Source organism: Pedobacter sp. AC464, assembly GCF_979253075.1.
Genome location: NZ_CEEDBV010000001.1, coordinates 25780 through 52575 on the forward strand (window position 1 = coordinate 25780; position 26796 = coordinate 52575).

A 26796-nucleotide genomic window follows, 5' to 3' on the forward strand; every position below is an offset into this window, starting at 1 on the left:
AAGCTTTTTTAGAATTTACGTTACTCTTTTAAAATTCTGGCGAGAACGTTGTCCAGTTTAGACTTATCTTTTACGTAAGGTGCTAAATCGAAAAGTTTGACACTTTTAAATTCGATCGGATGACTCTCGCTTTGAAGCGAAATATAGCCAGATTTCAAAGGTGTTCCATCAACTTTTACTTTTGGGTCGTAGTTAGAAACATTTCCGCCACCAATTTGAGGCTTCGTATACTCTAAAACCACTTCTCCATCGATGATGTGTTTAATAACAGAATCGCCCAGCACCAGGAATTCTGCCGTAACCCATTGGTCGCCAGCGTATGTTTTAGATTTGGAATCCAAACAGTGTTGTGTAAATAGTTTCCCCTGAAAATCGATTTGTGTACCAGGCGTACAAACATTGCTCGTGTGCCTGTCGTGCTCCCCATCGCCACCCAGAATTTGGCCTTCAATTGAAATTGGGAAATCCTGGTCCTTAAGCATCGTTGCAGGATTTTGGCAATGTAACATGGCGCCACTATTTCTCAATGCCCATCCTTCGCCGCCCTTGGCCTGCTCGCCAACAAACCTGTATGTTACCTTTAACAGGTAAGCCGAAAATGGTTTTTTGTAAAATATGTGCCCATACTGCTGGTCAAAGGTATTATAGCCATCATAGCTTACCTTCATTAACCCATCTTCAACGCGAAACGTGTTTGCGTAGTTGTCTTTATATTCGTGCTTGGAAATTTTTACATTCCAGTCTTTTAAATCTTTTCCGTTAAAAAGGTTAATCCAACCTTTTTGAGCATTTGCATTTAACGATAGTATTGCAAGAAGAAAAAGTAGGAGGGTGATCTGTTTAAATTTCATATCAGCAAATGGGTTAAGTGCTAAAAATATGAAAAAATAAAATGATGTGTTGTTAATTAGTCATTAATGGTGTAACTTTTTCAAGTGCAAAAGCGAGTTGCTCCTCTTGGGTTAAATCGGTATTATCCAGAATAATGGCATCTTCGGCTCTAACCAGCGGACTTTCTTTTCTGGTTGTATCGGCATAATCGCGGTGGGCCAGGTTTTCAAAAACTTCTTCTAAAGTTGTTGTATTATTGCCTTTATGCTCAAGTTCTTTAAATCTTCGCTCTGCTCGGATTTTTGGGTCTGCCGTCATGAAAAATTTTAACGGCGCATTTGGGAAAACGGTAGTGCCAATATCTCGGCCATCCATAACAATGTTCTTCGATTTGCCCATACGTTGCTGCTGTTTTACCATTTCGTGCCGAACAATTTTATGAGCAGAAACCTCGCTTACATTTTCAGAAACAGGCATTAACCTAATCTCGTCAGAAACCTCTTCGCCGTTTAAGGTGATGTGGGATTCATAATCGCGGGAATGAAAGTTCAATTCAATATGTTGCAATGCGTCTGCTACCAAATCATCATTAGAGATATCAACGCTGTTTCTTAAAAAGAATAACGTAACGGCACGGTACATTGCACCGCTATCGACATAAATAAAGCCTAATTTTTTTGCTAACGCCTTCGCTAATGTACTTTTTCCGCAAGATGAATAGCCATCAATAGCGATTACAAGGTTTTTTTTCATCGTGCAACAAAGGTAAAAAATAGAAACACAATCATGAATTTTTTGCTATTGAGGAATAGCTATTTTTTGAATTTTGCGATCCAGACAGAAGTATAAGGATGTAGCCAACCCTCATGTTGCAAATACCAAAACAGACCTTCATCTATTCTAAAAGCGAACAAACCGTATAGAAAGTGATTAGCATTATGTGTTGTGTAGTTTTTACGATAATGAAAATAGGTTACCAGTGTTGCCTTTTTCTGGTCGCCCTCATCCGTTATTTCCAATGTTGATGGATCGAAAGCTGCTGCAAATCTAAAATTTCCATTAAAACGCTCGCCCCATTTGTTCCAGGCAACTTCGTTTTTGCCCTTACGGTTTAGCATTGCCTGAATATCCGGAGCACTCAGGTAGTCATCATCATAAAAAATTCTGGTTTTGCTTTGCTTTGGAAAAAGAAGGTAAAAATTTTGAATACTAGCCTCAGGGAAAGGGATAATGTCGCCAACGGTTATAATCAGTAAGGTACCGTAAATGGCGCACTTTTCTTTAAATCTTAAATGGTAGCCACTGTTTATTTGCGCTTGAAATGCTGCTGCATTCCGGTTGTACTGGCGCAGGTTATAAGGTGTAGAGAAAGCAAATATCGCTAAGCCGGCAAGCAAAGTTATGGTTACAAAGCGGCGGCTTTTCCCTTTAAAAAAGGCTATTGAGGCTAGAATAAGCGTAATTATAAAGAAATAAAAAACATGCAGAGAATAGCAGAACGTCCAAAGTGTGAGGAAAAGAAAAATTAAACAAATAGTGATGAAGGCTATTGTACGTAAGACATAACCAAGTTTTTGACCGAAAGTTTTTAATGTCATGGGGCGTTTTAGCTAAGCGCTTGTTGGAATGATTTTTTGAAGTTAAAATTTCTTGCTGAATAAACAAAATTACGAAAAAGCCTTAACTTTTATTTAAAGGTTATTGAGCGATTACTTTGACTTATATTTGGGCGATTATTGTAAGAATTTTTGCAAGATATGCAACCAGATAGAGAGGCAATTTTAAAAATCGCAACCTTTAAAACATCCAGAAGTGGGGGCAAAGGTGGGCAAAATGTAAACAAGGTATCGAGTAAGGTTGAACTAATTTTCAATCCAAATCAAGCTGATTTTTTTACTGAGGAAGAAAAAGCACTAATCGCTATAAAGTTGGAAAACAGGATAGACGCAGAAGGTTTTATCCACATCGTTTCGCAGGAAGACAGAAGTCAGCTTTTAAATAAAGAGAGAACAATTGTAAAACTGATTGAATTGATTAAAAAGGCGTTACACGTTTCAAAACCAAGAAAGCCGACGAAAACACCCAAATCTGTTATCGAGAACAGACTAAAAAACAAAACGGTTAAAGCCCTTAAAAAAGAAAGCCGGAAAAAACCCGGTCTATACTAATCTCAACTTCCGAATCTGTAATACAAACTTAGTCCGCCATAGTTTTGCGCCTTTGCTACACTTTTAACTTCTTTAGTTTTGAAGATGATGTTAAAATCTGCGGTAAACCTTTTGGAGCTGTAGTTTACACCAAATTGCTGCTCAAATACAATTGGTTTAACTCCAAAAGTAACAGGACTATTGTTGTTAAAAAGACTTCCCTGTATGGTTGCATCGTAAGCAACAATATTTAATTGTGGCTTAGCATAAAAGAAAAACTCCGAATTATTTAAACTTTTGGTTTTTGAATCGCCGATAACGGCATTGTGGTAAGCACTGTTGAAAAGCTGATTTAGTTTGCCTGCACGAAAAAGGAGGGATGTGCCGAGGCCGCTGAAAGTTGTCCCTAAATTTACATAACCCTGGCCGCTAAAATCGACCGCATTATCGCTTGAGCGATGGATTAACTTGCTGTAATTGCCGGATAAGTTAACTGCAAGTTCATTTTTTACCTGGTACTCCCAGCCAGCAGGCGTGTAAAACCCCACTGTTTTATGAAGGAACTTTTGTGCGTCTTCTGCGAGCGAGTTTGGGCCTACAGTACCAATCTCAATACTGGTTTTCAATACGCTCTCTTTTACATAAAAAATTGAATAAGCCGCTCCTGCGTACAAATAGCCGGCAAAAGGTCTATCCTGATCTTCTTTTTTTGCAACCTGCCCCCAATATGGCGTATACATTTTTTGGCCGGCAGAAATTTCGTAAGTTTTCTTCTCTATCTTTTCATTGACTTTGTCTGGATTAATTGCCCTTCGGAAATAAATAAAAAGTCCATTGGTGTAATATCTATCATTTAATGTGGCCAAGTATGCATCATTCTCTGTTTTAAAACCGAACTCGTTTTTAAAGTTTTGAGCCCTTGCAGCATCTGCAACAAACAAAATTGTAAGAAAAGCTAGAATCAATTTCATAAAAAAGTCCCGATGAATTATCGGGACTATAAATGTATCCATTGTAAACGACTTTCTTATTTAAGAGATTTAAATAAATAAAGAATATTACAAACTAGTTAACTATCGGTGCAAGTTTGATACTCAAATCAATCGGCTTTTTAACCTTGTTTTTTAGTAAAGCGAGTTCTATTACCTCACTCATCTCCGAAACATAATGAAATTTCAAATCCTTAATATAGCTTTCTTTAATCTCCAGAATATCTTTACGATTGCTTTTGCAGAGAATAATTTCCTTAATGTTTGCTCTTTTAGCAGCTAGGATTTTTTCCTTGATTCCACCAACCGGCAATACTTTTCCTCGAAGCGTGATTTCACCAGTCATCGCTAAATGCTGTTTAACCTTACGTTGTGTAAACGCCGAGGTTAGTGCTGTTAGCATGGTAACCCCTGCTGACGGGCCATCTTTTGGTGTTGCCCCTGCAGGCACGTGTACATGGACATCCCAGTTATCGAATAAAGTGTAGTCTATGCCAAACTCGTTTGCATGTGCACGCAGATAAGCGAGTGCTATCACTGCAGATTCTTTCATAACATCGCCCAAATTGCCGGTTAATGTTAATTTTCCTTTGCCAGGACTTAAACTCGATTCAATGAACAAAATGTCGCCGCCAACGCTGGTCCATGCCAGGCCTGTAACTACACCAGCCACTTCGTTGCCTTCGTACAAGTCTTTGTCGTAAATTGGAGCGCCAAGTATGCGTTCTACATCATCCTCTGTTAGCGTAACATTGTATGCTTCTTCCATTGCAATTTTAGTTGCAACGCCACGAACCAGTGAACCAACTTTTTTCTCCAAACCCCTAACACCACTCTCGCGTGTATAGTCTTCAATAACCTTTTCTATTAAAGCAGGTTTAAGCGTAATATCTTTTAGCTTTAAGCCATGATTTTCTTTCTGCTTTGGCAATAAAAATTTCTTGGCAATCTCTATTTTCTCTTCAATTGTGTAGCCGTTAACTTCAATAATCTCCATACGATCTAACAACGCAGGCTGGATGGTGCTTAAAGAGTTCGCCGTTGCAATGAACAGGATATTGGATAAATCATAGTCCATCTCCACATAATGGTCGTAAAAAGCATTGTTTTGCTCAGGATCTAGAACTTCAAGCAAAGCTGAAGACGGGTCGCCTCTGTGGTCGGTACCAACTTTATCAATCTCATCCAAAACAAAAACCGGATTATCGGCACCTGCTTTCTTGATTGATGAAATAATGCGCCCAGGCATCGCACCAATGTAAGTTTTCCGGTGTCCCCGAATTTCTGCCTCATCACGGATACCGCCTAATGCCATGCGCACATATTTGCGACCTAAAGCTTTCGCAATTGATTTTCCCAATGAAGTTTTACCAACTCCCGGAGGGCCAACAAGACACAAAATTGGTGCCTTCATGTCCCTTTTAAGTTTTAATACAGCCAGGTATTCAATAATCCTTTGTTTAACTTTTTCAAGGCCGAAGTGGTCTTTATCTAAAATCCGTTGCGCTCTTTTAAGGTCGAAGTTATCTTTTGTAAACTCGCTCCATGGAAGGTCAAGCAGTAATTCCAGGTAATTAAGCTGAACAGAGTAATCTGGCGCTGCTGGGTTCATCCGGCCAAGTTTATCCAATTCCTTATCGAAATGTGCATAAACCTCTTTAGACCATTTTTTCTTTTTCGCTCTTTCCTGTAAAGCATCAAATTCTAGGTCTGCAGAGTTTCCACCCAATTCTTCCTGAATGGTTTTTAGCTGCTGGTTTAAAAAATAATCTCGTTGCTGCTTATCTAAATCGGTACGCACTTTTGACTGGATCTGATTTCTTAACTCCAGCATCTGAAGTTCGACCATTAAAAGTTCCATAACTTTTTGCGCACGTTCCAGCAAGTTATCCATTTCAAGGATTTTTTGCTTATCCGCCATTTCGGCATTCATGTTTGATGAGATGAAGTTTATCAAAAACGAATTGCTCTCAATGTTTTTTAATGCAATGCTGGCTTCGCTTGGAATGTTAGGAGAAAGCTGAATGATCTGAGCAGACATTTCCCTGATGGAAGCAATAAGCGTTTTAAACTCCTTATCAGTTTTAGTTTTTTGCTCTTCAAATTTCTTAACAGATGCTTTAATGTAAGGTTCGTTTTGCACTTCGGCTAAAAGGCTGAAACGCTGCTTACCCTGAATAATAACCGTTGTATTGCCATCTGGCATTTGCAACAACTTTATAATATTTGCAACTGTACCAACAGTATTTAACTGCTCAAAAGTGGGGTCTTCTATCGAAACATCTTTTTGAGATACAACACCAATAATCTTGTTTCCCTTGTAGGCTTCTTTAATTAATTTAATAGATTTATCTCTTCCAACGGTAATAGGAATAACCACACCTGGAAATAAAACGGTATTACGCAAAGGCAGTATCGCTAAAATTTCGGGCGTTTCCTCATTATTCATGTCTTCCTCATCTTGCTGAGACATTAATGGAAAAAACTCTGTATCCTCGTTAATAATTGGCATCGCGTTATTAAAATCAAATATATCTTGTTTACTCATTCTTATTTTATGAAACGACAAACTGGCAGTTTTATCGCAGGTAATTTGTGTGTGTTTACTTTGGATATAGTAAATTCAACTCTTGTGCCAAAGTTGTTTTAAGTTGATGTTATCTTAAAATTGATATGATGTTATGATAAAAAGGCAGTTGAATTTAAATTATTCGCCAAATATCATATATCAGAATTTTTAGCGTTAAAGCTATTGTTTAATTGATTTAGTGAATGTAAAAAAATTAAACCATTTTATTTTCTAAGAATTGAATTATATTGCGTGACTATTTTATTCAATTATTTGTAATGAAATTTTAGATTTGTTAACTTATTATCAGTACATGAATTATATTAAACAAACCATTTTAGGTTTAATCATTTTTTCTTCCAGCAGCAGTTTTGCACAAAATGGCAATGATAAAAAGGTGATGGATGCGATGCTAAAGGGAGACTACAAAACAGCTGTAACCCAGTTGGAAAAGGCTGATACTAAAGATCCAAATAATGTTAATACCCTAAAAATGTTGGGCTATTCTTATTTTCAAAATGGCGATTATGAAAATTCGATTAACACTTACAGCCGTTTAGTCTTATTGAAACCAGCTGAAGTTTCGGCTTATTATTACCGCGGAAAGGCTCGTTTGAATATTGCTAACGACCCGAAGGAATCTTTAAACAGCATGCGTGAAAATTTCTATGTGGCCGCGATTAAAGATTTTACAAAAGCGAGTGAACTAAGTGGGGAAGAAGATACTCAGATGCTTCAAAACAGAGGCCTGGCTTACAAAGATTATGCAATTTTCAGATCATATAAAGCTAAAAAAGCAATAGAAAAAACAGCTTGTGTAACGTTGTTCAATAATTCTATAGCCGATTTTCAAAAGGTGCTTACGCTGCAACCGTCAAGAAAAGACATTTTGGATTGGATTGCTTATGATAAAGCGCAGATTACCAGTTTAAAATGAATTAAACCAACCGCAAAGAAAAAGGCTTGAAATTAATTTCAAGCCTTTTTTTATTTAAGCTTACCTGTAATTTGATAGGTTTTTTGCGCTAAAAGTTTTATTTTTTGATGCTTCCGAATTTCGTATAAACTATCGGGGTAATAAACCAGTGTATCACCCGAAGAGTACAAAATGTTCTTATTTGATATCACAATTTCCACACGGTTAACCTTGTTGCCCGTTTTGCCAATGCTAACGTTTTTTACGGGAATTTTTTTATTGTCAGAAGTATAACGCTCAAGCAAGTTCGATCTTTCTATTTTGAAACTGCCTTTCCACGATGCTTTATTAATATCTGCATTGCTAAAAATCGCAAGCTCTTTAGTCCAATCCTTAATTTTAATTGTTTTCTCCTCAATTTTGCCATTAACCGAAACTGCCTTAGTTACATCAGGATTGAGCTTGGTTAGCCTTACAGCCTCTTTTTTAAAATAACCTGAAACATCAAAATATAAAAAGTCAGTATTCGCCTTCGATTCTTCACGCTGGTTACAGCCCGCCAAAGCGAAAGCAAATACTGCAAGTATCATTTGTTTCCTCATTATACCAAAACATTGCCCGTCATTTCTTCAGGAATTGCTACACCAAGAATTTTTAAAACTGTAGGTGCAATATCGCCAAGTTTTCCATCGGCAATAGTTTTATAGTCATCATCAATCAAAATACAAGGCACAAGGTTGGTAGTGTGTGCTGTGTTTGGAGAGCCATCGCCGTTAACCATAAATTCTGAGTTACCATGGTCTGCCAGTAAAATGAAAGAGTAACCGTTCTCTAAACCTTTTTTAACAACAATTTCGGCACATTTATCGGCTGTTTCAACCGCTTTAATTACGGCAGAAAATACACCTGTATGGCCTACCATATCCGGGTTGGCAAAGTTTAGGCAAATAAAATCGGCCCAACCCGTTTCCATTTCTTTGGTAATTGCATCTGTAATTCCTGCGGCGCTCATCTCAGGTTGTAAATCATATGTTGCCACTTTCGGAGAAGGAACTAAAATGCGCTTTTCATTTTCAAACTCAGTTTCCCTTCCTCCCGAGAAAAAGAAAGTAACATGAGGATATTTCTCTGTTTCAGCTATTCGAATTTGATTCTTACCGTTTCTGCCCAAAACTTCGCCTATGGTTTGCGATAAATCATCCTTAGTGAAAATTACATTTACCTTTTCGAAGCTCTCATCATAAGTGGTCATTGTAACATAATACAATGGCAATTTATGCATTTGTTGTTCAGGAAAATCTTTTTGTGTTAGTGCCGTTGTAATTTCGCGGCCTCTATCCGTACGGAAGTTGAAACAAATAACAACGTCATCGGCTTTAATGGTGGCCGTTGGTTCTCCATCTGGGTTTGTAAGCACAATCGGTTTGAGAAATTCGTCGGTAACACCATTTTCGTACGATTTTTTTATCGCAGCCAAAGCATCGTTGGTTTTTTCTCCAATGCCGTTAACCATCACATCGTAGGCTTGTTTAACGCGTTCCCAACGGTTATCTCTATCCATCGCATAATAACGGCCAACCATTGTTGCTAACTTAGCATTGCTGTTTTGAATGTGGTTTTCAAGGTTTGTAATAAAACCTAAACCAGAATTTGGATCGGTATCGCGTCCATCGAGAAAAGCATGTATAAATGTATTTTGAACGTTCGATTCATTAGCAGCATCACATAAAGCCTTCAGGTGTTCGATATGTGCGTGTACACCACCGTTTGACACGAGGCCAATTAAATGTACGGCCTTATTATTAGTTTTTGCGTACTCGAAAGCCGCCACTAAAACCGGATTATTATGCAGTTCTCTATCTTGAATCGCTTTATTTATTCTTCCTAACTCCTGGTAAACTACGCGGCCCGCACCTAAATTCATGTGGCCAACCTCAGAGTTTCCCATTTGCCCGGCAGGTAAGCCAACCGCTTCGCCCGACGCTTCTAATTTCGAGTTTGGGTATTTTTCAATTAAAGAGTCGAAAAAAGGTGTATTTGCCGCAAAAGCCGCGTCAGAATTATCGTGTTTTCCATAACCCCAACCATCAAGAATTATAAGCGCAAGTTTTTTATTTTTCATTCGAATTGTATTTAATCTGAAAGGATTTGTTGTAATCTTCGTTGTGTTATTCTTTAACTAATTAAATAATTTTAAAACATTTTGATAAGGGCTATGTTTTAATATTTCTTTACGAGCGCAAATATAGCTTTATTGAAGCTTAAACAAATTAAGAAATCCTTTTTTGATAAGCTAATGGCATAATTTTAGCTATAGGGTCATTATAAAATACAGAAATGATCCGGAGCTTATTTTTATTTTTCATAGCGCTAACACCAATATATCGTTCTATTGCCTTCCAGGCTGATATTATTGATGATTTATCTTCTTATTTCAAAGCCGGAAATTCTAAAGAAATTGCTAAAAACTTTGCACCAACCATCGAACTGATTATTATCGATGAAGAAGATGTATATTCTAAAGCACAGGGTGAACAAATTCTGAAAGATTTTTTTAGTAAACATAATCCTGTAAAAACAAGCATTTTCCACAGGATTAATAACAGTCAAAACTATAGGTTTGGTGTTATTTTAGTGAGCACATCAAAAGAAACTTACCGGGTTTCCATTACGATGAAAAAGTTTAACACAGCTTTTTTAATTACCGAATTGCGGATAGAGCCTTCTAAAGAATAGCTTTGCGCAATTATTCATTTCCATTCTTACTAAAATTGGCTTCTGCTAAATAATTCTTACTTTTGGGGCTTAATTATCGAATTTTGGATAAGGAACTTATAGCTCAATTTATAAAAAATGCACTTGCCGAAGATGTCGGAGATGGCGATCACACGTCACTTTCAACCATTCCCGAAGGTACACAAGGCAAAGCTAAGTTATTGATTAAAGAAGACGGCATTTTAGCTGGCGTAGAACTTGCCCTGCAAATTTTTGCACAGGTCAACCCATCGCTTGAAGTGGCGGTTTTCATAAACGATGGTGCTCATGTTAAAGTGGGTGATATTGCCTTAACTGTTTCAGGAAGCACACATTCTATATTAATTGCCGAGCGATTGGTGTTAAACTGCATGCAGCGAATGAGTGGTATAGCCACGAAAACCAGTAAAATTGTGCAGTTGCTTAGCGATACAAAAACCAAACTTTTAGATACACGCAAAACCACACCCGGTTTACGCTACCTCGAAAAATGGGCAGTAAGAATTGGTGGGGGAGTAAACCACCGGATTGGCTTGTATGATATGATTCTGATCAAAGACAATCATGTAGATTATGCTGGCGGGATACAAAATGCACTTGCTGCGGCAAGGAAATACCTTCAGGAAAAAAACAAATCATTACAGATTGAAATCGAAGTTAGAAATCTATCAGAACTTAATCAGGTAATTGCAGCGGGTGGCGCAGACCGCATTATGCTTGATAACTTTAATTTCGACGATTTGAGAGCGGCAGTTGCCCTTATAAATGGGCGTTTCATTACCGAAGCTTCTGGCGGAATTACTGAAGAAAACGTAGTCGATTATGCAGACTGCGGTGTTGATTACATCTCGATGGGCGCACTTACGCATTCAGTAAAAAGCCTCGATATGAGTTTAAAAGCATACTAATCTGTGAATTCATATAAAAAGAAAAGCTTATTTTTTGTATCATTGTAGGCTATGGTTACGGTTTATTCTCTCACAGCTCTATTAGTTGCTTACCTGTTTGGGTCTATTCCAACTGCGGTTTGGCTGGGGCAGGCTTTTTATGGTGTTGATGTAAGGGAATATGGAAGTGGCAATGCAGGCGCTACCAATACTTTCAGGGTATTGGGTAAAAAAGCGGGTATCGCTGTAATGATTATTGATATTGCCAAAGGTTACACCGCAACCAATCTTGCCTATCTAATTGGCATGTCCGTAACGGGTCCCCAAAATTCTGTTGTATTTGTAAATTACCAGTTGGCGCTCGGTGTAACGGCTGTTATGGGGCATTTATTTCCTGTATTTGCTGGTTTTAGAGGTGGTAAAGGCGTGGCAACACTTTTTGGAATGATTTTAGCAGTGAACTTCGAAGCATCTATGCTTTGTGTTCTGGTTTTCGTGGTGGTATTGCTTGCAACAAAATATGTATCTCTAAGTTCGATTTGTGCCGGTTTCACTTTTCCTTTAAGCGTAGTCTTCCTGTTTCAGGTATCTATAAAATCGGAAGTTTTGTACGGAATGGTTGTGTGTATTCTGATTCTAGTAACCCATCAAAAAAATCTCGAAAGATTGCTGAAAGGCAAAGAGTCTAAAGTGTATTTGTTTAAGAAAAAGGCTAACTAAAACTTACAAAACACAATTATGAAACATAATTTAAGCTTGCCTGTTATATGGGTAACGCTTATGATTCTGTTCATAATCACTTATCATTAACTTATGAAAAAAATATTTTTAACGGCCTTTGCTGCCGCTACACTCTTGTTCAATTCTTGTTCTACGGTGCCTTTAACTGGCAGAAGCCGTTTAGATTTGGTTAGCAATGACCAGGTTCTTCCAATGGCGTTCCAAGCCTATGGCGAATTTTTAAATGAGAACAAATCCACTGTTTTGCCCGCATCGAATGCTCAAACCTTAAGAGTAAAAACAATTGGAAGCAGGCTGATAACTGCCGTTCAAAGTTACATGAACAACAATAATTACGGCAATTTGATTAAGGATTATAAGTGGGAAGTGAATGTTGTACAAAATAATGAGAAAAATGCATGGTGTATGCCGGGAGGTAAAATTGTAGTTTATACCGGAATTTTGCCAATTACACAGGATGATGCAGGTTTGGCGACCGTGATGGGGCATGAGATTGCCCACGCCATTGCAGGGCACTCGGCAGAGCGTATGTCTCAGGAGCTAGCTGCACAGGGTTTAGGTGCCGCCGCAGGTGCTGCATTATCAAAGAATCCGCAGGCGCAATCTATATTTAATGCAGGTTACGGTATCGGCGGACAAGTTGCGATGTTGAAATTTAGCCGCAACCAGGAGTTAGAAGCCGATAGATTGGGTTTAATATTTATGGCAATGGCCGGATATAATCCTCAAAGTGCAACCACATTTTGGAATAGAATGGCATCTGCATCGCAGAGCGGACAAAAACCACCAGAGTTTTTAAGCACGCACCCAAGCGATGCAACCCGAATTGCACAGATTCAAAAATGCTTACCTGAAGCACAACAGTATTACAAGAAATAATATTGGATGCTGATAAAGGAAAGCGGAAAGTTGGTGCAAACCGATTTTCCGCTTTTTTATTTATTAAAAAGCCAACCCTCAATATTGAATTTTTTAGAAGTTATTAGCATCGTTGCCAAAAACTTTTAATATTGCGCTTGCTTTCAGTAAGCATTCGTCATATTCTTTTTCCGCATCCGATTCGTAGGTAATTGCGCCCCCAACCTGAAACGACAAGTACATTTTTTGTTCATTATAGAGAATGCTTCTTATGATTACATTAAAATCAAACGCTCCATCGGGATTAATACAGCCAAATGATCCTGAATAAACACCTCTTCTTGTTTCTTCATATTGCTCAATAAGCTTCATCGCCATCACTTTGGGCGCTCCAGTCATTGAGCCCATTGGAAAAGCATTTTTTATCGCATCAATAAAATGGACTTTTGGGTCGAGTTCACAGCTTATTGTAGATATCATTTGATGAACCTGGGGAAAAGTGTAGATTCCAAACAGTTCGTCTACTTTTACGCTGCCCTTTACAGCCGATTTTGTCAGGTCGTGACGGACGAGGTCAACAATCATTACATTTTCCGCCTGTTCCTTTGCGTCGTGCTTAAGCCGTTCTTTTATTTGTTGGTCTTCGGCAAAATCAGTACTTCTTCTCGCTGTTCCTTTTATGGGTTGGGAGATAAGTCTGGATCCTCTTTTCGAAAGAAACCGCTCTGGCGTTGCCGATAAAATATAGCGTTCGTAAAGTTTGAAATAACCTGAAAACGGCGTTGGCGAAATTTTATTCAAAAGGGTGAAGGTTTCAACCGGATTGATTTTAGCATTTTCTGAGAAAAACTCCTGACAAAAATTGACCTCGTAAATGTCACCTTGCAGAATATGTTTTTTCAAGGCATTTACTTTCGTAATGTACTCGTTTTTAGAAATCCGCTTTTGTATGGATAATTCAGGCATATCCTCAACTTGAAAAAGCTTGATATTTTCAATTTGCCCCAGCACAGCCTCATCGCCAAGAATAACTTCAAGTTGGTTATTTCTACTTACAATTAAATATTGAGGCACGAAAAAGTAAAGTTCAGGAAATGTGAGCTGATCTGCATTTTCAGATTTCAAATCTTCAAGCTCATTTTTTAAATCGTAGCCGAAAAATCCAAAAAGCCATTGTTTGTGCGTTTCATAAAACTGCTTCAGCAGCTCAAAACCATTCCCTTCCGCCGATTTAAGCTCGGCCTTACATCCAGCAGCTAAAACAAATTCGTACTCAGAATAATCGTCTTTGTAGTTGTTAGAATCCAAAAAGCAACATACATCGAATTGATTTGCCCAATGCAATGCCTTTTGTTTAAAATCGGCAGTTATTAATTGATTTTTCAAGTGGGTACAAAGGTAAATTATTCTAAACCTCAAACAAACAAAGCAACCCATATGGATTGCTTTGTCATTTCTGTTTTCAAAATATTTGAATGGGCCACATTATGGCGCCAATTGTGTGTTCTTAACGTAATTCTAAAGTTTGAGCCCTATCTGGTCCAACGGAAAGAAACTTAATTGGTACTTCAAGTTCTTTCTCTAAAAATGCGATGTAATCATTTAATTTAGCGGGAATTTCCTCTACGGTTGTAATCTTTGTCACATCGGTAGCCCAGCCGTTGATAGCCTTCAAAACTGGCTTTGGTTCAATCGAAATGATGTCGTAAGGCATATAATCGATTGTTTCGCCATTGTATTCGTAATGCGTACAAGCATAAATCTTATCGAAGGTATCCAATACATCTGCCTTCATCATTATTAATTCGGTAACACCGTTTAACATAATGGCATATTTTAAAGCAGGTAAATCTATCCATCCACAACGGCGGGCACGCCCTGTAGTTGCACCGAACTCGTGACCTAATGCACGTAAGTTTTCGCCAACTTCGTTATCCAGTTCTGTAGGGAAAGGGCCGCCACCAACACGTGTACAATAGGCTTTGAAAATGCCATACACAGCGCCAACTTTGTTTGGTGCAATGCCTAAACCAGTACAAGCACCGGCAGTTGTTGTATTGCTCGAGGTAACGAACGGATATGAGCCGAAATCAACGTCGAGTAACGTTCCTTGCGCACCTTCCGCTAATACAGCTTTTCCCTGTTTTAAATAACCATTTACGAAATGTTCGCTATCTACATGCGGGATAGACTTTAAGAATTCAATCGCCTCGAAGAACGATGCTTCTTTCTCTGCAAGCTCATATTCAAATCCTTCGTAATGAGAAAGTATTTCGGTATGCTTTTCTACCAATTTTTGGTAGCGTTCTTTAAAATCAGGGAGGGTAGTATCGCCAACTCGCAAACCATTACGGCCGGTTTTGTCCATGTAGGTTGGGCCAATCCCTTTTAATGTTGAGCCAATTTTATTTTTGCCCATCCTTGCTTCGTTTGCAGCATCTAATAACTGATGGGTTGGTAAGATTAAGTGTGCTTTTCTGGCGATTACTAATTTGCCCTGGGCAACAGGATCATGCCCGGCCTTTTTTAAGTTATCTAGCTCTCTTTTCAAAATAATCGGGTCGATAACAACACCATTGCCGATAAGGTTCATGGTTTTTTCGTTAAAGATTCCTGATGGAATAGTGTTTAAAACGAATTTTTTGCCATCGAATTCCAATGTATGTCCGGCGTTGGGACCACCCTGAAAACGGGCAATAAGGTCATATTTCGGACTTAGAACATCAACGATTTTTCCCTTTCCTTCATCGCCCCATTGCAGGCCGAGAAGTACATCTACTTGCGTCATTATTTAAAAATTAAGCTGGTTTTATTTTTTTTAATTGATTTAATTTGCTGCAACTTTTGCCACAGAAGCGGCATTTTCGCTCACTTTTCTGGCCATACTGCAATCAGAACAGAAACCATAAAGATTTAATGAATGGTGTTTTACATCGAATTTTAACAAATCGCCAACCATGGTTTGTATCTGATGGATTCGGGGATCGCAAAACTCTACCACTTTACCACATTCAATGCAAATTACATGGTCGTGCTGGCGATAACCATAAGATTTTTCGAACTGAGCCATGTTTTTTCCAAACTGATGCTTGGTAACCAAATCACAGGAAACTAAAAGTTCTAATGTATTGTAAACAGTAGCACGGCTAACGCGATACTTTTGATTTTTCATGTGGATGTAGAGGGTTTCGACATCAAAATGGTCATTTCGCGAATAAATCTCTTCTAATATTGCGAAACGTTCCGGTGTTTTACGCAGATTTTTGTTCTCTAGATAAGCCTCAAAAATCTTGCGAACCAGCTCATTTGTTTTTTGTTCAGACATAGTTTTTAAACTCCTCTCAAAGGTATGTAAATTGTTTGATTGTTCAACTGTTAGATTGTTGAAATGTTGTAATAAGTAGGGTAGAACTGGTTTCAGCGCATCCGTTATAATTCTAGGCCAGTAGGCAAATTCAAGGCTGATAAAAAAATGATTGGTTATTGTTGAATTTATTCAACAATAACCAGTAACTACTTAATAATAACGGATAATCGATAATTTATTAAGCATCAAACCTGGTTACCCCGGTTACACCTTTAACCTCAAGTAAATTTTTAATCAGGTTTTCGAGGTGCTCCGTGTCATTAACAAAAATCATAATCGAACCATCAAAAATTCCTTCATTTGTATCAACCGTAATGGAGCGCATATTCACTTTAAAATCATTAGAAATTACTTTAGTGATGTTGTTAATCAGTCCAACATCGTCAATTCCAACAATGCGAAGCCCTGTTAAAAATGTGAGTTCCTGTTGTTTGTTCCATTTAGCTTTAACGATTCTGTAGCCATAATTCGCCATGAGCTGGGCTGCATTAGGGCAGTTTGTTCTGTGTATTTTTATGCCTTCGCTAACGGTAACGAATCCAAAAACATCATCGCCGGGAATAGGATTACAGCAAGCCGCCAAGGTATAATCTATTTTCTGCAGGTCTTCTCCAATAAGCAAAATATCGTTTTCCGAACCTTTCATTTTGGTTTTTACCATGTCTACCGTAAGGTTTTCAGGGCGTTCGGGACCTCGGTTTTCTACTTCTTTTTCGCTCGAGAGATATTCCTTAATATCCTTAAGTTCTATCTTTCCTAAAGCTACATTAACAAACAATTCTTGTGTAGAAGGCAGCTTGAAAAAGTAGCTGATTTTCTGTAAGTTATCGGTGTTGTATGTTATTTTTAATGATTTCAGCTTTCGTTCCAGAATCTCTTTTCCGGCTTCGGCAATTTTTCTTTTTTCTTCTTTTAATGAAGATTTAATTTTTGATTTTGCCTTGGCGGTAACTACAACATTAAGCCAGTCTTCTTTAGGTGTTTGCTTGCTCGAGGTAATAATTTCTACCTGGTCGCCATTTTGCAGTTTATAAGAAATCGGCACCAGCTTATGATTCACTTTGGCTCCAATGCAGGTTGCGCCAACATCTGTGTGTATTTCGAAAGCAAAATCCAAAGCCGTTGCACCCAGCGGTAATTGAATGAGAGCACCTTTCGGCGTAAAAATAAAAATCTCATCCGAGAACAGGTTCATCTTAAAATCGTCCAAAAAGTCGAGCGCATTTGCCTCCGGATTATTCAGCATTTCCCTTACTTTCTGAATCCATTGATCCAAACCGTTGTCGTTACTCGATTCTTTATACTTCCAGTGTGCCGCAAAACCTTTTTCGGCAATTTCGTTCATCCTTTGCGTTCTGATTTGGACCTCAACCCATTGCCCACGCGGCCCCATCACTGTGGTATGAAGCGATTCGTATCCGTTCCCTTTCGGCGAGGAAACCCAATCGCGTAACCTGTCAGGATTGGGGCGATACAAATCGGTTACAATTGAGTATGCTTTCCAGCAATCTGCCTTTTCGTTTTCATAAGCGCTGTCTAGAATAATTCTAATGGCAAATAGATCATAAACCTCCTCAAAAGGAATGTTCTTTTTCTTCATTTTATTCCAAATGGAATGGATAGATTTCGGTCTGCCGTAAACATCAGCCACCAAACCTTGCTCGTGCACAATTTCATCAATTGGTTCTACGAACTTTTTAATGAACATGTTGCGTTCTGCTTTTTTCTCGTTTAACTTTTTCGCTATGAACTTGTAAGTTTCGGGCTCCAGGTATTTCATAGAAAGATCTTCAAGCTCCGATTTTATAGCGTATAAGCCTAAGCGGTGGGCAAGCGGTGCATAGAGATAAATGGTTTCTGATGCAATTTTAAGTTGTTTGTGCCTTGGCATGAAATCCATGGTACGCATATTATGCAACCTGTCTGCCAGTTTTATTAAAATCACCCTAACATCGTCGGCCAGGGTTAGCAGCATTTTTCTGAAATTTTCGGCTTGGAGAGAGCTGTTTGTATCAAAAACCCCCGAAATTTTAGTTAACCCATCTATAATTTTCGCCGTCTTCTTCCCAAATTCCCGCTCAATGTCTTCAAGCGTAATGTCTGTGTCTTCAACCACATCATGCAATAGCGCACACACAATAGAAGTTGTGCCCAAGCCAATTTCTTCGGCTGCAATTTGTGCCACAGCAATTGGATGATAAATGTAAGGTTCGCCAGATTTTCGGCGCATATCTTTATGGCTTTCAAGAGCCATATCAAACGCTTTTCTAATTTCCTTTTTATCTCCTTTTTGCAAGGTTGATTTGCTGGCACGGAGCAGTGCCCTATATCGTTTTAATATTTCCTGTTTCTCTGCCTCTAAATCAATCACTAACTCTGTTTTCATTTGTATTTTTTGCGTAAAAATTGCGTCTTATTCTCGAATAAAACTTATATTAGTTTTCTAAAACTCCTAATATATGAAATAACACCTAACTTTGTTGAGGTATAAATTTATGAAATTTAAAGGGCTAATCATTCTGTTTATTGTCATGATTTTTAGTGTTTCACTAAAAGCCCAGGATAATAGCGCACCCGTGTTTCCCAAACTGGGGAAAACAGATACGATACGTGTAGCATCAACAAATGATAATGGAATCATGATTCCGTGGATGCAGCTTAATGATGTTTCTATTTTTGCGGCAAGGATTTGGAAGTCGCCGCAGGAGCAGGCTGCTTTTAACCGGTTACGATACAATGTTTTGAAGGTAATGCCTTATGCCTTATTTGCAAAAAGAAGGTATGAACAGCTGGAGCGTGATTTGCTCACGGCACCAGAGAAAAAAGATCAGAAAGTATTGGTTAAACAATGCGATAAAGAAATTAAAGATATGTTTAATCGTGAAATCAAAGATTTAACGATAACTCAAGGCCAGATTTTAACAAAACTAATTGATAGGGAGGTTGGCCGTACCACTTATGATATTGTTAAACAAACAAAGGGTGGTTTTGCAGCATTTTCATATCAGATTATTGCCCGCGTTGTTGGTCATAATCTAAAAAGTACTTACGATAAAAATGAGGATAGGGACATCGAATCCATTATCCGGTCTTCAGGCTTTTATCAATAACCGCAAAAAATGAAGGAAAATATTCCGAATATCTATTCATTTAAGGTGAAAAAGATTACAGGCGAAGATCAGCTTTTATCTGCCTATAGAAATAAGGTGGTGCTGATTGTAAACACGGCATCCGAATGTGGCTTTACACCCCAGCTGGGCGAATTACAGCAATTAAAAGATGAAATTAACAATCCTGATTTTGAAATTCTAGGTTTTCCAACAAATGATTTCGGGAAGCAAGAGCCATTAAACGGGAACGAGATAAGTTCTTTTTGTGAGATAAATCATGGTGTAAAATTTCCCGTTTTCGATAAAATTATGGTTCGTGGCGCACAGGCGCATCCATTATATCAGTTTCTGAGTGACAAGAAGTTAAATAGCAAGTTAAGTTCAACACCGAGGTGGAATTTTCATAAATATCTTGTTAATCAGAAAGGCGAAGTTGAAGATTATTTTTTCCCTTTTACAAAGCCGTTAAGTTCTAAAATTAAAAAGAAAATTCAGCGCCTGCTGGAAAACAATACCAGGTAAATTAGATGAAGTTAGATATTTTAGTAATAGCAGTTCACCCGGATGATGCAGAACTCTGTTGTTCGGGAACAATTTTAAAGCATATAGCGTTAGGAAAAAAAGTTGGAATTGTCGATTTAACCAGAGGCGAATTAGGAACAAGGGGAACAGCTGAAACCCGCGATGAAGAAGCAGCAGATTCTGCAAAGATTTTAGGCTTGCATGCCCGGGAAAATTTGCGGTTCAGAGATGGCTTTTTTCAAAATGACGAACATCACAGACTGGAAGTAATCAAGATAATCAGAAAATATCAGCCAGAAATTATCTTAAGTAATGCGCTGGAAGACCGGCATCCCGACCATGGAAGGGCTGGTGACCTCGTTTATGATTCAGTTTTTTTATCGGGCCTGCCGAAGATAGAAACTTCATTTAACGGCGAAATACAGGAAGCTCACCGCCCCCGTTTGCTCTTACAATTTATTCAAGACAGGTATTTAAAACCTGATATTATTGTTGATATCACCGAACATATGGATACCAAAATCAAATCTATTCAGGCTTTTAAAACTCAGTTTTTTAACCCCGAAGTTGATGGATTGGACACTTATATTTCTTCTCCCGAATTTTTTGAAACCGTTATCGGACGTTCAAGAGAATTTGGGAAAAGCATCGGCGCAACCTTTGGCGAAGGCTTTACATCCCGAAAGCTGCTTGGCGTTAATAATCTCTTTGATTTGAAGTAACTCCAGGTATCGCTTTAATACAGCTTTAAAACGCGGATTAAGCGCTGGTAATCTGCCATACTCATATTAGCATTATTTTTTATTGATGGTGCTTGCCGGCTTATTTTTTCAATGCGCTTGATAATCTGTCGTCTATTGCGAAGGTTTTCTCCCAAAACTTAAACAGGTTGAAAATCCTGCTATTTAACGTCCCTTCAACAAAATCGCTGCTTGTTTGTTAGTTTTAAAACGACACTAATGGCGAATATAATCTCAAATCTAAAAAACGCGTATAATCTTTTTAAGCACATAGATTTCGAAAAGCTCGGATCACTGTCGAAAAAAATTGATCTGCCTAAAATGGTTGAAACCATTTCCAGTTTAGATGAAAAGCAACTGTCTGGAATGATGAAAATGATGGGCGGAGATAGGAAAACAAAGGAACTTCCTCCTGTTGAGGGGGATTTTTACCACCTTGGTGACGAGGCGCTTAAAGATGAAGACCGAGCATTACAACTTAGGGTTAGAGCTTTTTTAGAAAAGGAAGTGAAGCCCATCGTAAACGAGTACTGGAATAGGGCAGAGTTTCCTTTCGAAATTATACCAAAACTGGCAGAACTTAATATCTGTGGTTTAACCTATAAAGGCTATGGATGCCCGGGAAAATCCAATCTGATGGAAGGCATTTTGGCGATGGAAATGGCAAGAATAGATACATCGATTTCAACTTTTTTTGGCGTGCAAAGTGGTTTGGCTATGGGTTCAATTTACCTTTGTGGTTCAGAAGAACAGAAACAAAAATGGTTGCCATTAATGCAGCAATTTAAAATAATTGGTGCTTTTGGTTTAACAGAACCCGAGGTAGGCTCAGCTGCAGCTGGTGGCTTAACAACAACCTGTAAAAGGCAAGGCGATAAGTGGGTGTTAAACGGCCAAAAAAAGTGGATAGGCAATGCAACATTTGCCGATATTTTGGTTATTTGGGCTAGAGACGAAGATGACGACCAGGTAAAGGGATTCATCGTAAAAAAAGATAATCCAGGTTTCGCAGTCGAGAAGATGAAAGATAAAATGGCGCTTCGCATTGTGCAAAACGGTATAATTACTTTAACCAACTGCGAAATAGACGAAGCCGACAGGCTTCAGAATGCAAATTCATTTAAAGACACGGCCAAAGTTCTGCAAATGACCAGAGCCGGCGTAGCCTGGCAGGCTGTGGGTTGCGCAAGAGGTGCCTACGAGAATGCGCTGGAATACACCAGAACGCGAAAGCAGTTTGGTAAGCCAATCGCTTCGTTTCAACTCATTCAAAACCATTTGGTGGAGATGCTCTCGAACCTCACAGCCATGCAAACTTTATGTTTCAGGCTATCTCAATTGCAGGATCAAGGTTTGCTTAAAGATGAACATGCATCGCTTGCAAAGGTTTTTTGCTCGCTGAGAACTCGTGATGTGGTTAGCAAGGCGAGGGAGGTGATGGGTGGAAATGGAATTTTGCTTGAGTATAATGTTGCCCGTTTTGTTGCCGATGCGGAAGCAATCTACTCGTACGAAGGAACAAAGGAAATTAATACGCTGATTGTGGGGCGGGCAATAACCGGATTTTCGGCTTTCGTTTAACGAAGAATACGAAGTCTGTCCATGAAATCGAACAGACCTCGCAAAGCTAGAAAGGGTACTTATTAAAAATTACCTGGCTCATTGCACTTTTTTCAAATAGTGCAATGCAGGATTTATTAAACGCGGGGTCAAAATTCACGTCGCCGGGTTGCAATTTTTCTGGCACCTTATTGCCAGCCAAAAAGTAATAAACTTTGGTATTGCCATATTTTGTGTGTGGCATTAAGTTGCCGTATTCTTCAAGCTCCTGCCAAATTGTGTCTTTTACCGTTACTATGTAAATTCGCTGAACGGGGCCGGTGTTATTGGCATTTCTGAATTTAGCGATTTCTTTAAAGCCCGCTTTCATATCATCGATGCCGGGTTGGCTAAGCGTGTCTTTCACCATGAAAAACACCAATATAAGTGCTAGCGCAGCTATAACATAGGCAATTACTTTGTTATTCATGTTTACAATAAAGGCAATATTTTTTCCATTACCGTCAAGCCCTGGTCAATATGTTGTTTCTCGATACACAGCGCCGGCCTAAAACGAATTGTGCGATCACCGCAACCTAAAAACATTACATTGTTTGCTAACCCCTCCTTGATAAACAAATTTCGGATCTCTTTATCGGGAAAATCGAAAGCGCACAGCAAACCCTTTCCACGAACATTACTTATCGAGTCAAATTTTTGCGCAAGTTGTTCAAGGTTTTGTTTAAGATAATTGCCAATGTTTGTCGCATTATCGCACAGATTGTCTTCCTCAACAATTTGCAAAATTTGAGTTGAACGAACCATGTCTACAAGGTTTCCGCCCCAGGTAGAGTTTATCCTGCTTGGAACTTTAAAAACATTAGTTTCAATTTCATCCACTTTATTTCCCACTAAAATGCCACATACCTGCATTTTCTTTCCAAATGCAACGATGTCGGGTCTGGCTTTCTCGCTAAAATGCTGATGGCACCAAAATTTCCCGGTTAAACCAACACCGGTTTGTACCTCGTCGTAAATTAAAAAGGCATCATTTTCATCGGCGATTTCTCGCAGTGTAACGAGAAATTCTTCCCTTAGATGGTTGTCGCCACCTTCAGATTGAATTGGCTCAATAATGATTGCACATATGTCATCTTTAAAGTCGAGAAATGCCTGCTTAACCTGTGCTATCGACAATTCTTCAGACTGGATAGCCTGATTTAAATTGCCGGCTTCTAAAGGAAATTTAACAATTGGGGTTGTTACCCGTGGCCAGTCGAACTTGGCGTACCACTTGGTTTTATCCGGCAAAGTGTTCGTTAAGCTCAATGTATAGCCGGTTCTCCCATGAAATGCTTTTTCAAAATGCAAAACCTTAAAGCCCTTTTCTTCAGTATAGCCTTTGGCAAAGTTCTTTTGCACTTTCCAATCCATAGCTACCTTAATTGCATTCTCTACTGCTAAAGCGCCACCGGCGATAAAAAATGCATGGGGCAAATAATCGGGGATACCTATCCTGGAGAATGTTTCTACAAACTGGGCATATTGCTGTGTGTATACATCAGAATTAGAAGGATTCGTCATTGCAGCGAGCAGCAGGTTTTTTTTAAATTCCTCATCGTTAATCATCTTTGGATGGTTGTAGCCGAGGGGCACAGAAGCAAAACAGGTAAAGAAATCTAATAAAGTTCTGTTGTACTTTGAGTCGTAGATATAAGCACCATTACTTTTTTCCATATCGTAGGTTAGGTCGAACCCATCTGCTAGGATATGCTTATTTAATGATTCGTTAACCTGGTTGGCTGGCACTGTTAATTTATACATAAACGGAGATATTGGTGTATCTCAAATTTACAAAAATGTGTCTGAATAGCAATTTTAAGGGCTTTTTGAACTCTGGTACAAAAAATAGCTTTAAACAGTTTAAAGTTAGTTTATAGACAAAAAGCAGTTTTGGACTTAAGCATTGTGGAAAACTTTTTCGCTGAATTTAGCAAAGGATGGCTTTTTACGAGTGACACGAGCTAATTTTTCTCGTACCATTTTGGAACAGGAATGTAATTATCCTCCCAGATTATCTGATCGTCATCGTCATTGTATCCTGCTGAAATAAAGTCGATTCTTGGAGCTTCTTCAGAAATTTCGCTTTTAAACTTATATGCGTCGACAGACAAATAGTGATATAGTTTTTCCTGTTCGCTTTTATTTTCTGCGAGTAAAATCAGCGCCTTCTCGCCAGTTTCCAAGGTAATAACCAATGTGCCCTTAACTTTCATAACTTCCGCTTTTTTATGAATACGTTTTTTTATGCCTAAAAGTTTTATTTTTAAGAATTGAATTTATCCTTCATTCCAAAAATACCCAGCAAGCCGCCAGTATGAATAGCTAAAATTCTTTCATCAGCAGCAATAGTACCTTTCTTTTGAAGATCTGTTATCGCAAAAAACATCTTCGAGGTATACACAGGGTCGATGAGCAAGCCCGTTTTGGAAATAAAATCTTTAATGAAAGTAATCAGCTCAGGCGTTGTTTTCGCATATCCACCAAAATGATAATCGTTGTGGAGTACTAAATTGGGGCAGTCTGCCGTGTACTTAGTTATTTCATCTCTAATAAAAAAGCCATTCTTTAGAACGGGAACAACGTGTACTTTTGTTTTGAGATTGTGTTTTTTTACTCCTCCTAAAAGGCCTGCTGCGGTTGTACCGGTTCCGGCAGCACAAAAGATATGGTCGTATTCCCCGTCAAGTTCGTCTATTATTTCTGCACAACCTTTCACCGCTTCGGCAGATGCCCCACCTTCATCAATGAAAAAAGCATTCTCATCATTTAGAAAGCGGGTATTGAACAAGGCAGCTTTGTTCCTGTAACTTTCCCTGCTAACAAAAATAAGTTCCATTCCATAGAGCGTACAAAGCAGCAAAATGTCATTTTTAACTTCTTCGCCACGAACAAAGGCGGTAGCTCTTAAACCGCTTCTCGATGCAGCGGCCGCAGTTGCCACTAAATGATTGGAAAAAGCTCCTCCAAATGTTACCAAATGATTTTTATGCTCCGCTTTAGCTTTTGCCAGGATGTACTTCAGTTTTCTCCATTTGTTTCCGGAAATGTAAGGATCTATTAAATCATCCCGTTTAACATTTAAATCATTAAATGCCATTAATTTTATTTTATCTACAGGACTGTATATTTTTTCAAACACGTGTAAAAATAAAAAACACCTGCAATTTGCAGGTGTTTTTTTGTTACTTATTCAAATAATTAGTTATTTGAAATATATTTTCCTTACTAGATAAGGAAAAAAATTAAGAACGATTTTTACATTCTGAGTAAAATTTTTCATAGATAAAATGATTAGGTATGCATTAGTTAGCAAATAGCAAGCCAACTTTTTTCTGGTGGGGTAGATTATATTAAATTTAACTTATTTTTAATGATATGTTGATTTGAAATTTAAGCCATTAAAAATTCTCTGAGTTTGTTTTGCTAAAAGCGCAGCACCCGTTTTAAAGGTGGTTGATTTCGATTTGTTTTGCTGTTAAGATTTTCATTTTGAGGGCGTTTTACTTTTTTTTGATTATTCAAAGATACGGTATCATTGTTAATTCCATGTTACCTAACCATCATTTTGTGCTTAAAGTATATATCAAGCTCACTTTCTTCTTAATCCCATAGCTTAAAAAATTCACGTTTCTATGAAAGTTTTACGGGCTTAGTAATTCATTTCAAGCGTGGTTCTTTGTTCTTATTATAAAATGAATCAAAAATCTTGGGTTTAAAAGATTATTTTTGCGGGATGGAAAAAGTGGTTGAATTGCAGGAATCGGAAGAGCAGGAATTATATGAACATTTAAAAATAATTGTTGATAAGGGGCAATCGCTTCTTCGAATTGATAAATTTTTGATGGTTCGTGTGGAAAATGCTTCACGAAACCGAATACAGAATGCAATTGATGCTGGAAATGTCCTGGTGAATCAGAAGCAAATTAAGGCCAGTTATAAAGTAAAACCTGCCGATGAGATTTCCATAGTCTTACCACATCCTCCCCGTGATACCGAAGTTTACCCGGAAGATTTGCCGCTTGATATTATTTATGAAGACAGCGATTTGCTTGTTGTAAACAAGGCAGCAGGCATGGTTGTGCATCCTGGTTTTAACAATTATACTGGCACACTTGTAAATGCACTGGCCTTTCATTTTGAGCAACTGCCTCAACTGCCGGGAAATGATGGAAGACCTGGTTTAGTGCACCGGATTGATAAAGACACGTCGGGTTTACTGCTTATCAGTAAAAATGAAAAATCTATAACGCATTTAGCTAGGCAGTTTTTCGATCACAGCATTACCAGAAAGTACATCGCTTTAGCTTGGGGCGATATTGAAAGCGATGGAACGGTGAGCGGATACATCGGAAGAAGTGTTAAAGATCGCCGTGTTATGGATATTTATGATGATGAAGAAAAAGGGAAGTGGTCTGTAACGCATTATAAAGTTTTGAAGCGCTTAGGCTACGTTACGCTTATTAGTTGCGAACTGGAAACCGGCAGAACACATCAAATCCGGGCACATATGCAACACATTGGCCATCCATTGTTTAATGACGCGATGTATGGTGGCGATAAGATTTTAAAAGGAACTACGTTTAACAAGTACAAACAATTTGTGGATAACTGTTTTGAATTACTTCCCAGACAAGCGTTGCATGCGCAAAGTTTGGGTTTCATTCATCCAAATACAAAAGAATACATGTACTTTGAATCGCCACTTCCTACCGATTTTAAGGCCGCATTAAATAAGTGGGAAAATTATATAGCTGCCTCTTAAA

General features: G+C 38.4%; 26 protein-coding genes. 11 read left to right on the plus strand and 15 right to left on the minus strand.

Annotated features, from left to right (window positions below):
• Positions 1 to 20: 20 nt before the first annotated feature.
• The 3 genes from AC0IWT_RS00090 to AC0IWT_RS00100 are packed head-to-tail and all read right to left on the minus strand — an operon-like array spanning position 21 to position 2429.
• Positions 21 to 851: a 3-keto-disaccharide hydrolase gene (locus tag AC0IWT_RS00090; protein WP_471795457.1), complete on the minus strand. Its 831-nt coding sequence runs from the start codon at positions 849 to 851 to the stop codon at positions 21 to 23.
• A gap of 52 nt (positions 852 to 903) precedes the next feature.
• On the minus strand, positions 904 to 1584 hold the full coding sequence (cmk, locus tag AC0IWT_RS00095) for a (d)CMP kinase (RefSeq protein WP_471795458.1): 681 nt from the start codon (positions 1582 to 1584) through the stop codon (positions 904 to 906).
• A 59-nt stretch (positions 1585 to 1643) separates the two neighbouring features.
• Entirely contained in the window at positions 1644 to 2429 is a 786-nt protein-coding gene (locus AC0IWT_RS00100; protein WP_471795459.1) for a hypothetical protein, read from the minus strand.
• A 159-nt stretch (positions 2430 to 2588) separates the two neighbouring features.
• On the opposite strand from AC0IWT_RS00100, the gene arfB reads away from it, so the two are divergent.
• Complete coding sequence (arfB, locus tag AC0IWT_RS00105) at positions 2589 to 2999, plus strand: alternative ribosome rescue aminoacyl-tRNA hydrolase ArfB (protein ID WP_471795460.1); 411 nt, start codon at positions 2589 to 2591, stop codon at positions 2997 to 2999.
• 2 nt (positions 3000 to 3001) lie between these two features.
• Here the strand turns inward: arfB and AC0IWT_RS00110 are convergent, their stop codons facing one another.
• Both AC0IWT_RS00110 and lon read right to left on the minus strand, forming a co-directional pair.
• Positions 3002 to 3949 carry a lipid A deacylase LpxR family protein gene (locus AC0IWT_RS00110; protein WP_471795461.1) on the minus strand — a complete coding sequence of 316 codons (948 nt, stop codon included), beginning with the start codon at positions 3947 to 3949 and terminating at the stop codon, positions 3002 to 3004.
• 94 nt (positions 3950 to 4043) lie between these two features.
• Positions 4044 to 6515 carry an endopeptidase La gene (gene lon / locus AC0IWT_RS00115; protein ID WP_471795462.1) on the minus strand — a complete coding sequence of 824 codons (2472 nt, stop codon included), beginning with the start codon at positions 6513 to 6515 and terminating at the stop codon, positions 4044 to 4046.
• Between the two features lie 334 nt (positions 6516 to 6849).
• Between lon and AC0IWT_RS00120 the strand changes: the two genes are divergently transcribed.
• Positions 6850 to 7473 (plus strand): tetratricopeptide repeat protein, encoded by a 624-nt coding sequence (locus AC0IWT_RS00120; RefSeq protein ID WP_471795463.1) that lies wholly within the window; start codon positions 6850 to 6852, stop codon positions 7471 to 7473.
• 50 nt (positions 7474 to 7523) lie between these two features.
• Here AC0IWT_RS00120 and AC0IWT_RS00125 read toward each other — a convergent pair whose 3' ends face one another.
• Entirely contained in the window at positions 7524 to 8042 is a 519-nt protein-coding gene (locus tag AC0IWT_RS00125) for a hypothetical protein (RefSeq protein WP_471795464.1), read from the minus strand.
• A gap of 11 nt (positions 8043 to 8053) precedes the next feature.
• Positions 8054 to 9574 carry a 2,3-bisphosphoglycerate-independent phosphoglycerate mutase gene (gene gpmI / locus AC0IWT_RS00130; RefSeq protein WP_471795465.1) on the minus strand — a complete coding sequence of 507 codons (1521 nt, stop codon included), beginning with the start codon at positions 9572 to 9574 and terminating at the stop codon, positions 8054 to 8056.
• 215 nt (positions 9575 to 9789) lie between these two features.
• On the opposite strand from gpmI, the gene AC0IWT_RS00135 reads away from it, so the two are divergent.
• The 4 genes from AC0IWT_RS00135 to AC0IWT_RS00150 all read left to right on the plus strand — a co-directional run bounded on the left by AC0IWT_RS00135 (position 9790) and on the right by AC0IWT_RS00150 (position 12713).
• A complete protein-coding gene (locus tag AC0IWT_RS00135; RefSeq protein WP_056870322.1) occupies positions 9790 to 10188 on the plus strand; it encodes a DUF4783 domain-containing protein in 399 nt (132 codons plus the stop codon).
• Between the two features lie 83 nt (positions 10189 to 10271).
• Positions 10272 to 11114, plus strand: coding sequence for a carboxylating nicotinate-nucleotide diphosphorylase (nadC, locus tag AC0IWT_RS00140; protein WP_471795466.1), 843 nt, complete (start codon positions 10272 to 10274; stop codon positions 11112 to 11114).
• A gap of 51 nt (positions 11115 to 11165) precedes the next feature.
• Complete coding sequence (gene plsY, locus AC0IWT_RS00145) at positions 11166 to 11813, plus strand: glycerol-3-phosphate 1-O-acyltransferase PlsY (protein WP_056870320.1); 648 nt, start codon at positions 11166 to 11168, stop codon at positions 11811 to 11813.
• Positions 11814 to 11906: 93 nt separating this feature from the next.
• Positions 11907 to 12713 (plus strand): M48 family metallopeptidase, encoded by an 807-nt coding sequence (locus tag AC0IWT_RS00150; protein ID WP_471795467.1) that lies wholly within the window; start codon positions 11907 to 11909, stop codon positions 12711 to 12713.
• 93 nt (positions 12714 to 12806) lie between these two features.
• On the opposite strand, the gene AC0IWT_RS00155 is transcribed toward AC0IWT_RS00150, so the two are convergent.
• The 4 genes from AC0IWT_RS00155 to AC0IWT_RS00170 form a co-directional block, all read right to left on the minus strand.
• The gene (locus AC0IWT_RS00155) at positions 12807 to 14078 is read right to left on the minus strand and encodes an anthranilate synthase component I family protein (protein WP_471795468.1); all 1272 of its coding nucleotides are present in this window, start codon (positions 14076 to 14078) and stop codon (positions 12807 to 12809) included.
• A 121-nt stretch (positions 14079 to 14199) separates the two neighbouring features.
• Positions 14200 to 15480 (minus strand): adenylosuccinate synthase, encoded by a 1281-nt coding sequence (locus AC0IWT_RS00160; protein ID WP_471795469.1) that lies wholly within the window; start codon positions 15478 to 15480, stop codon positions 14200 to 14202.
• Positions 15481 to 15519: 39 nt separating this feature from the next.
• Positions 15520 to 16017 carry a Fur family transcriptional regulator gene (locus tag AC0IWT_RS00165; RefSeq protein WP_056870316.1) on the minus strand — a complete coding sequence of 166 codons (498 nt, stop codon included), beginning with the start codon at positions 16015 to 16017 and terminating at the stop codon, positions 15520 to 15522.
• 220 nt (positions 16018 to 16237) lie between these two features.
• On the minus strand, positions 16238 to 18445 hold the full coding sequence (locus AC0IWT_RS00170) for a RelA/SpoT family protein (protein WP_056870315.1): 2208 nt from the start codon (positions 18443 to 18445) through the stop codon (positions 16238 to 16240).
• A gap of 109 nt (positions 18446 to 18554) precedes the next feature.
• Between AC0IWT_RS00170 and AC0IWT_RS00175 the strand changes: the two genes are divergently transcribed.
• The 4 genes from AC0IWT_RS00175 to AC0IWT_RS00190 all read left to right on the plus strand — a co-directional run bounded on the left by AC0IWT_RS00175 (position 18555) and on the right by AC0IWT_RS00190 (position 22012).
• A complete protein-coding gene (locus AC0IWT_RS00175) occupies positions 18555 to 19169 on the plus strand; it encodes a DUF4294 domain-containing protein (protein WP_471795470.1) in 615 nt (204 codons plus the stop codon).
• Positions 19170 to 19178: 9 nt separating this feature from the next.
• Entirely contained in the window at positions 19179 to 19691 is a 513-nt protein-coding gene (locus AC0IWT_RS00180) for a glutathione peroxidase (protein WP_056870313.1), read from the plus strand.
• Between the two features lie 5 nt (positions 19692 to 19696).
• On the plus strand, positions 19697 to 20413 hold the full coding sequence (gene bshB1 / locus AC0IWT_RS00185; protein ID WP_056870312.1) for a bacillithiol biosynthesis deacetylase BshB1: 717 nt from the start codon (positions 19697 to 19699) through the stop codon (positions 20411 to 20413).
• A gap of 237 nt (positions 20414 to 20650) precedes the next feature.
• Positions 20651 to 22012: an acyl-CoA dehydrogenase family protein gene (locus tag AC0IWT_RS00190; RefSeq protein ID WP_056870311.1), complete on the plus strand. Its 1362-nt coding sequence runs from the start codon at positions 20651 to 20653 to the stop codon at positions 22010 to 22012.
• Between the two features lie 46 nt (positions 22013 to 22058).
• Here the strand turns inward: AC0IWT_RS00190 and AC0IWT_RS00195 are convergent, their stop codons facing one another.
• The 4 genes from AC0IWT_RS00195 to AC0IWT_RS00210 all read right to left on the minus strand — a co-directional run bounded on the left by AC0IWT_RS00195 (position 22059) and on the right by AC0IWT_RS00210 (position 25130).
• Entirely contained in the window at positions 22059 to 22460 is a 402-nt protein-coding gene (locus AC0IWT_RS00195) for a hypothetical protein (protein ID WP_056870310.1), read from the minus strand.
• A 2-nt stretch (positions 22461 to 22462) separates the two neighbouring features.
• Positions 22463 to 23794 carry an L-lysine 6-transaminase gene (gene lat / locus AC0IWT_RS00200; protein ID WP_471795471.1) on the minus strand — a complete coding sequence of 444 codons (1332 nt, stop codon included), beginning with the start codon at positions 23792 to 23794 and terminating at the stop codon, positions 22463 to 22465.
• A gap of 200 nt (positions 23795 to 23994) precedes the next feature.
• Positions 23995 to 24246: a hypothetical protein gene (locus AC0IWT_RS00205; protein WP_056870308.1), complete on the minus strand. Its 252-nt coding sequence runs from the start codon at positions 24244 to 24246 to the stop codon at positions 23995 to 23997.
• A 50-nt stretch (positions 24247 to 24296) separates the two neighbouring features.
• Positions 24297 to 25130, minus strand: a complete 834-nt coding sequence (locus AC0IWT_RS00210) for a 1-aminocyclopropane-1-carboxylate deaminase/D-cysteine desulfhydrase (protein ID WP_471795472.1) — start codon at positions 25128 to 25130, stop codon at positions 24297 to 24299.
• Between the two features lie 636 nt (positions 25131 to 25766).
• On the opposite strand from AC0IWT_RS00210, the gene AC0IWT_RS00215 reads away from it, so the two are divergent.
• Complete coding sequence (locus AC0IWT_RS00215; RefSeq protein ID WP_471795473.1) at positions 25767 to 26795, plus strand: RluA family pseudouridine synthase; 1029 nt, start codon at positions 25767 to 25769, stop codon at positions 26793 to 26795.
• Position 26796: the final 1 nt, after the last annotated feature.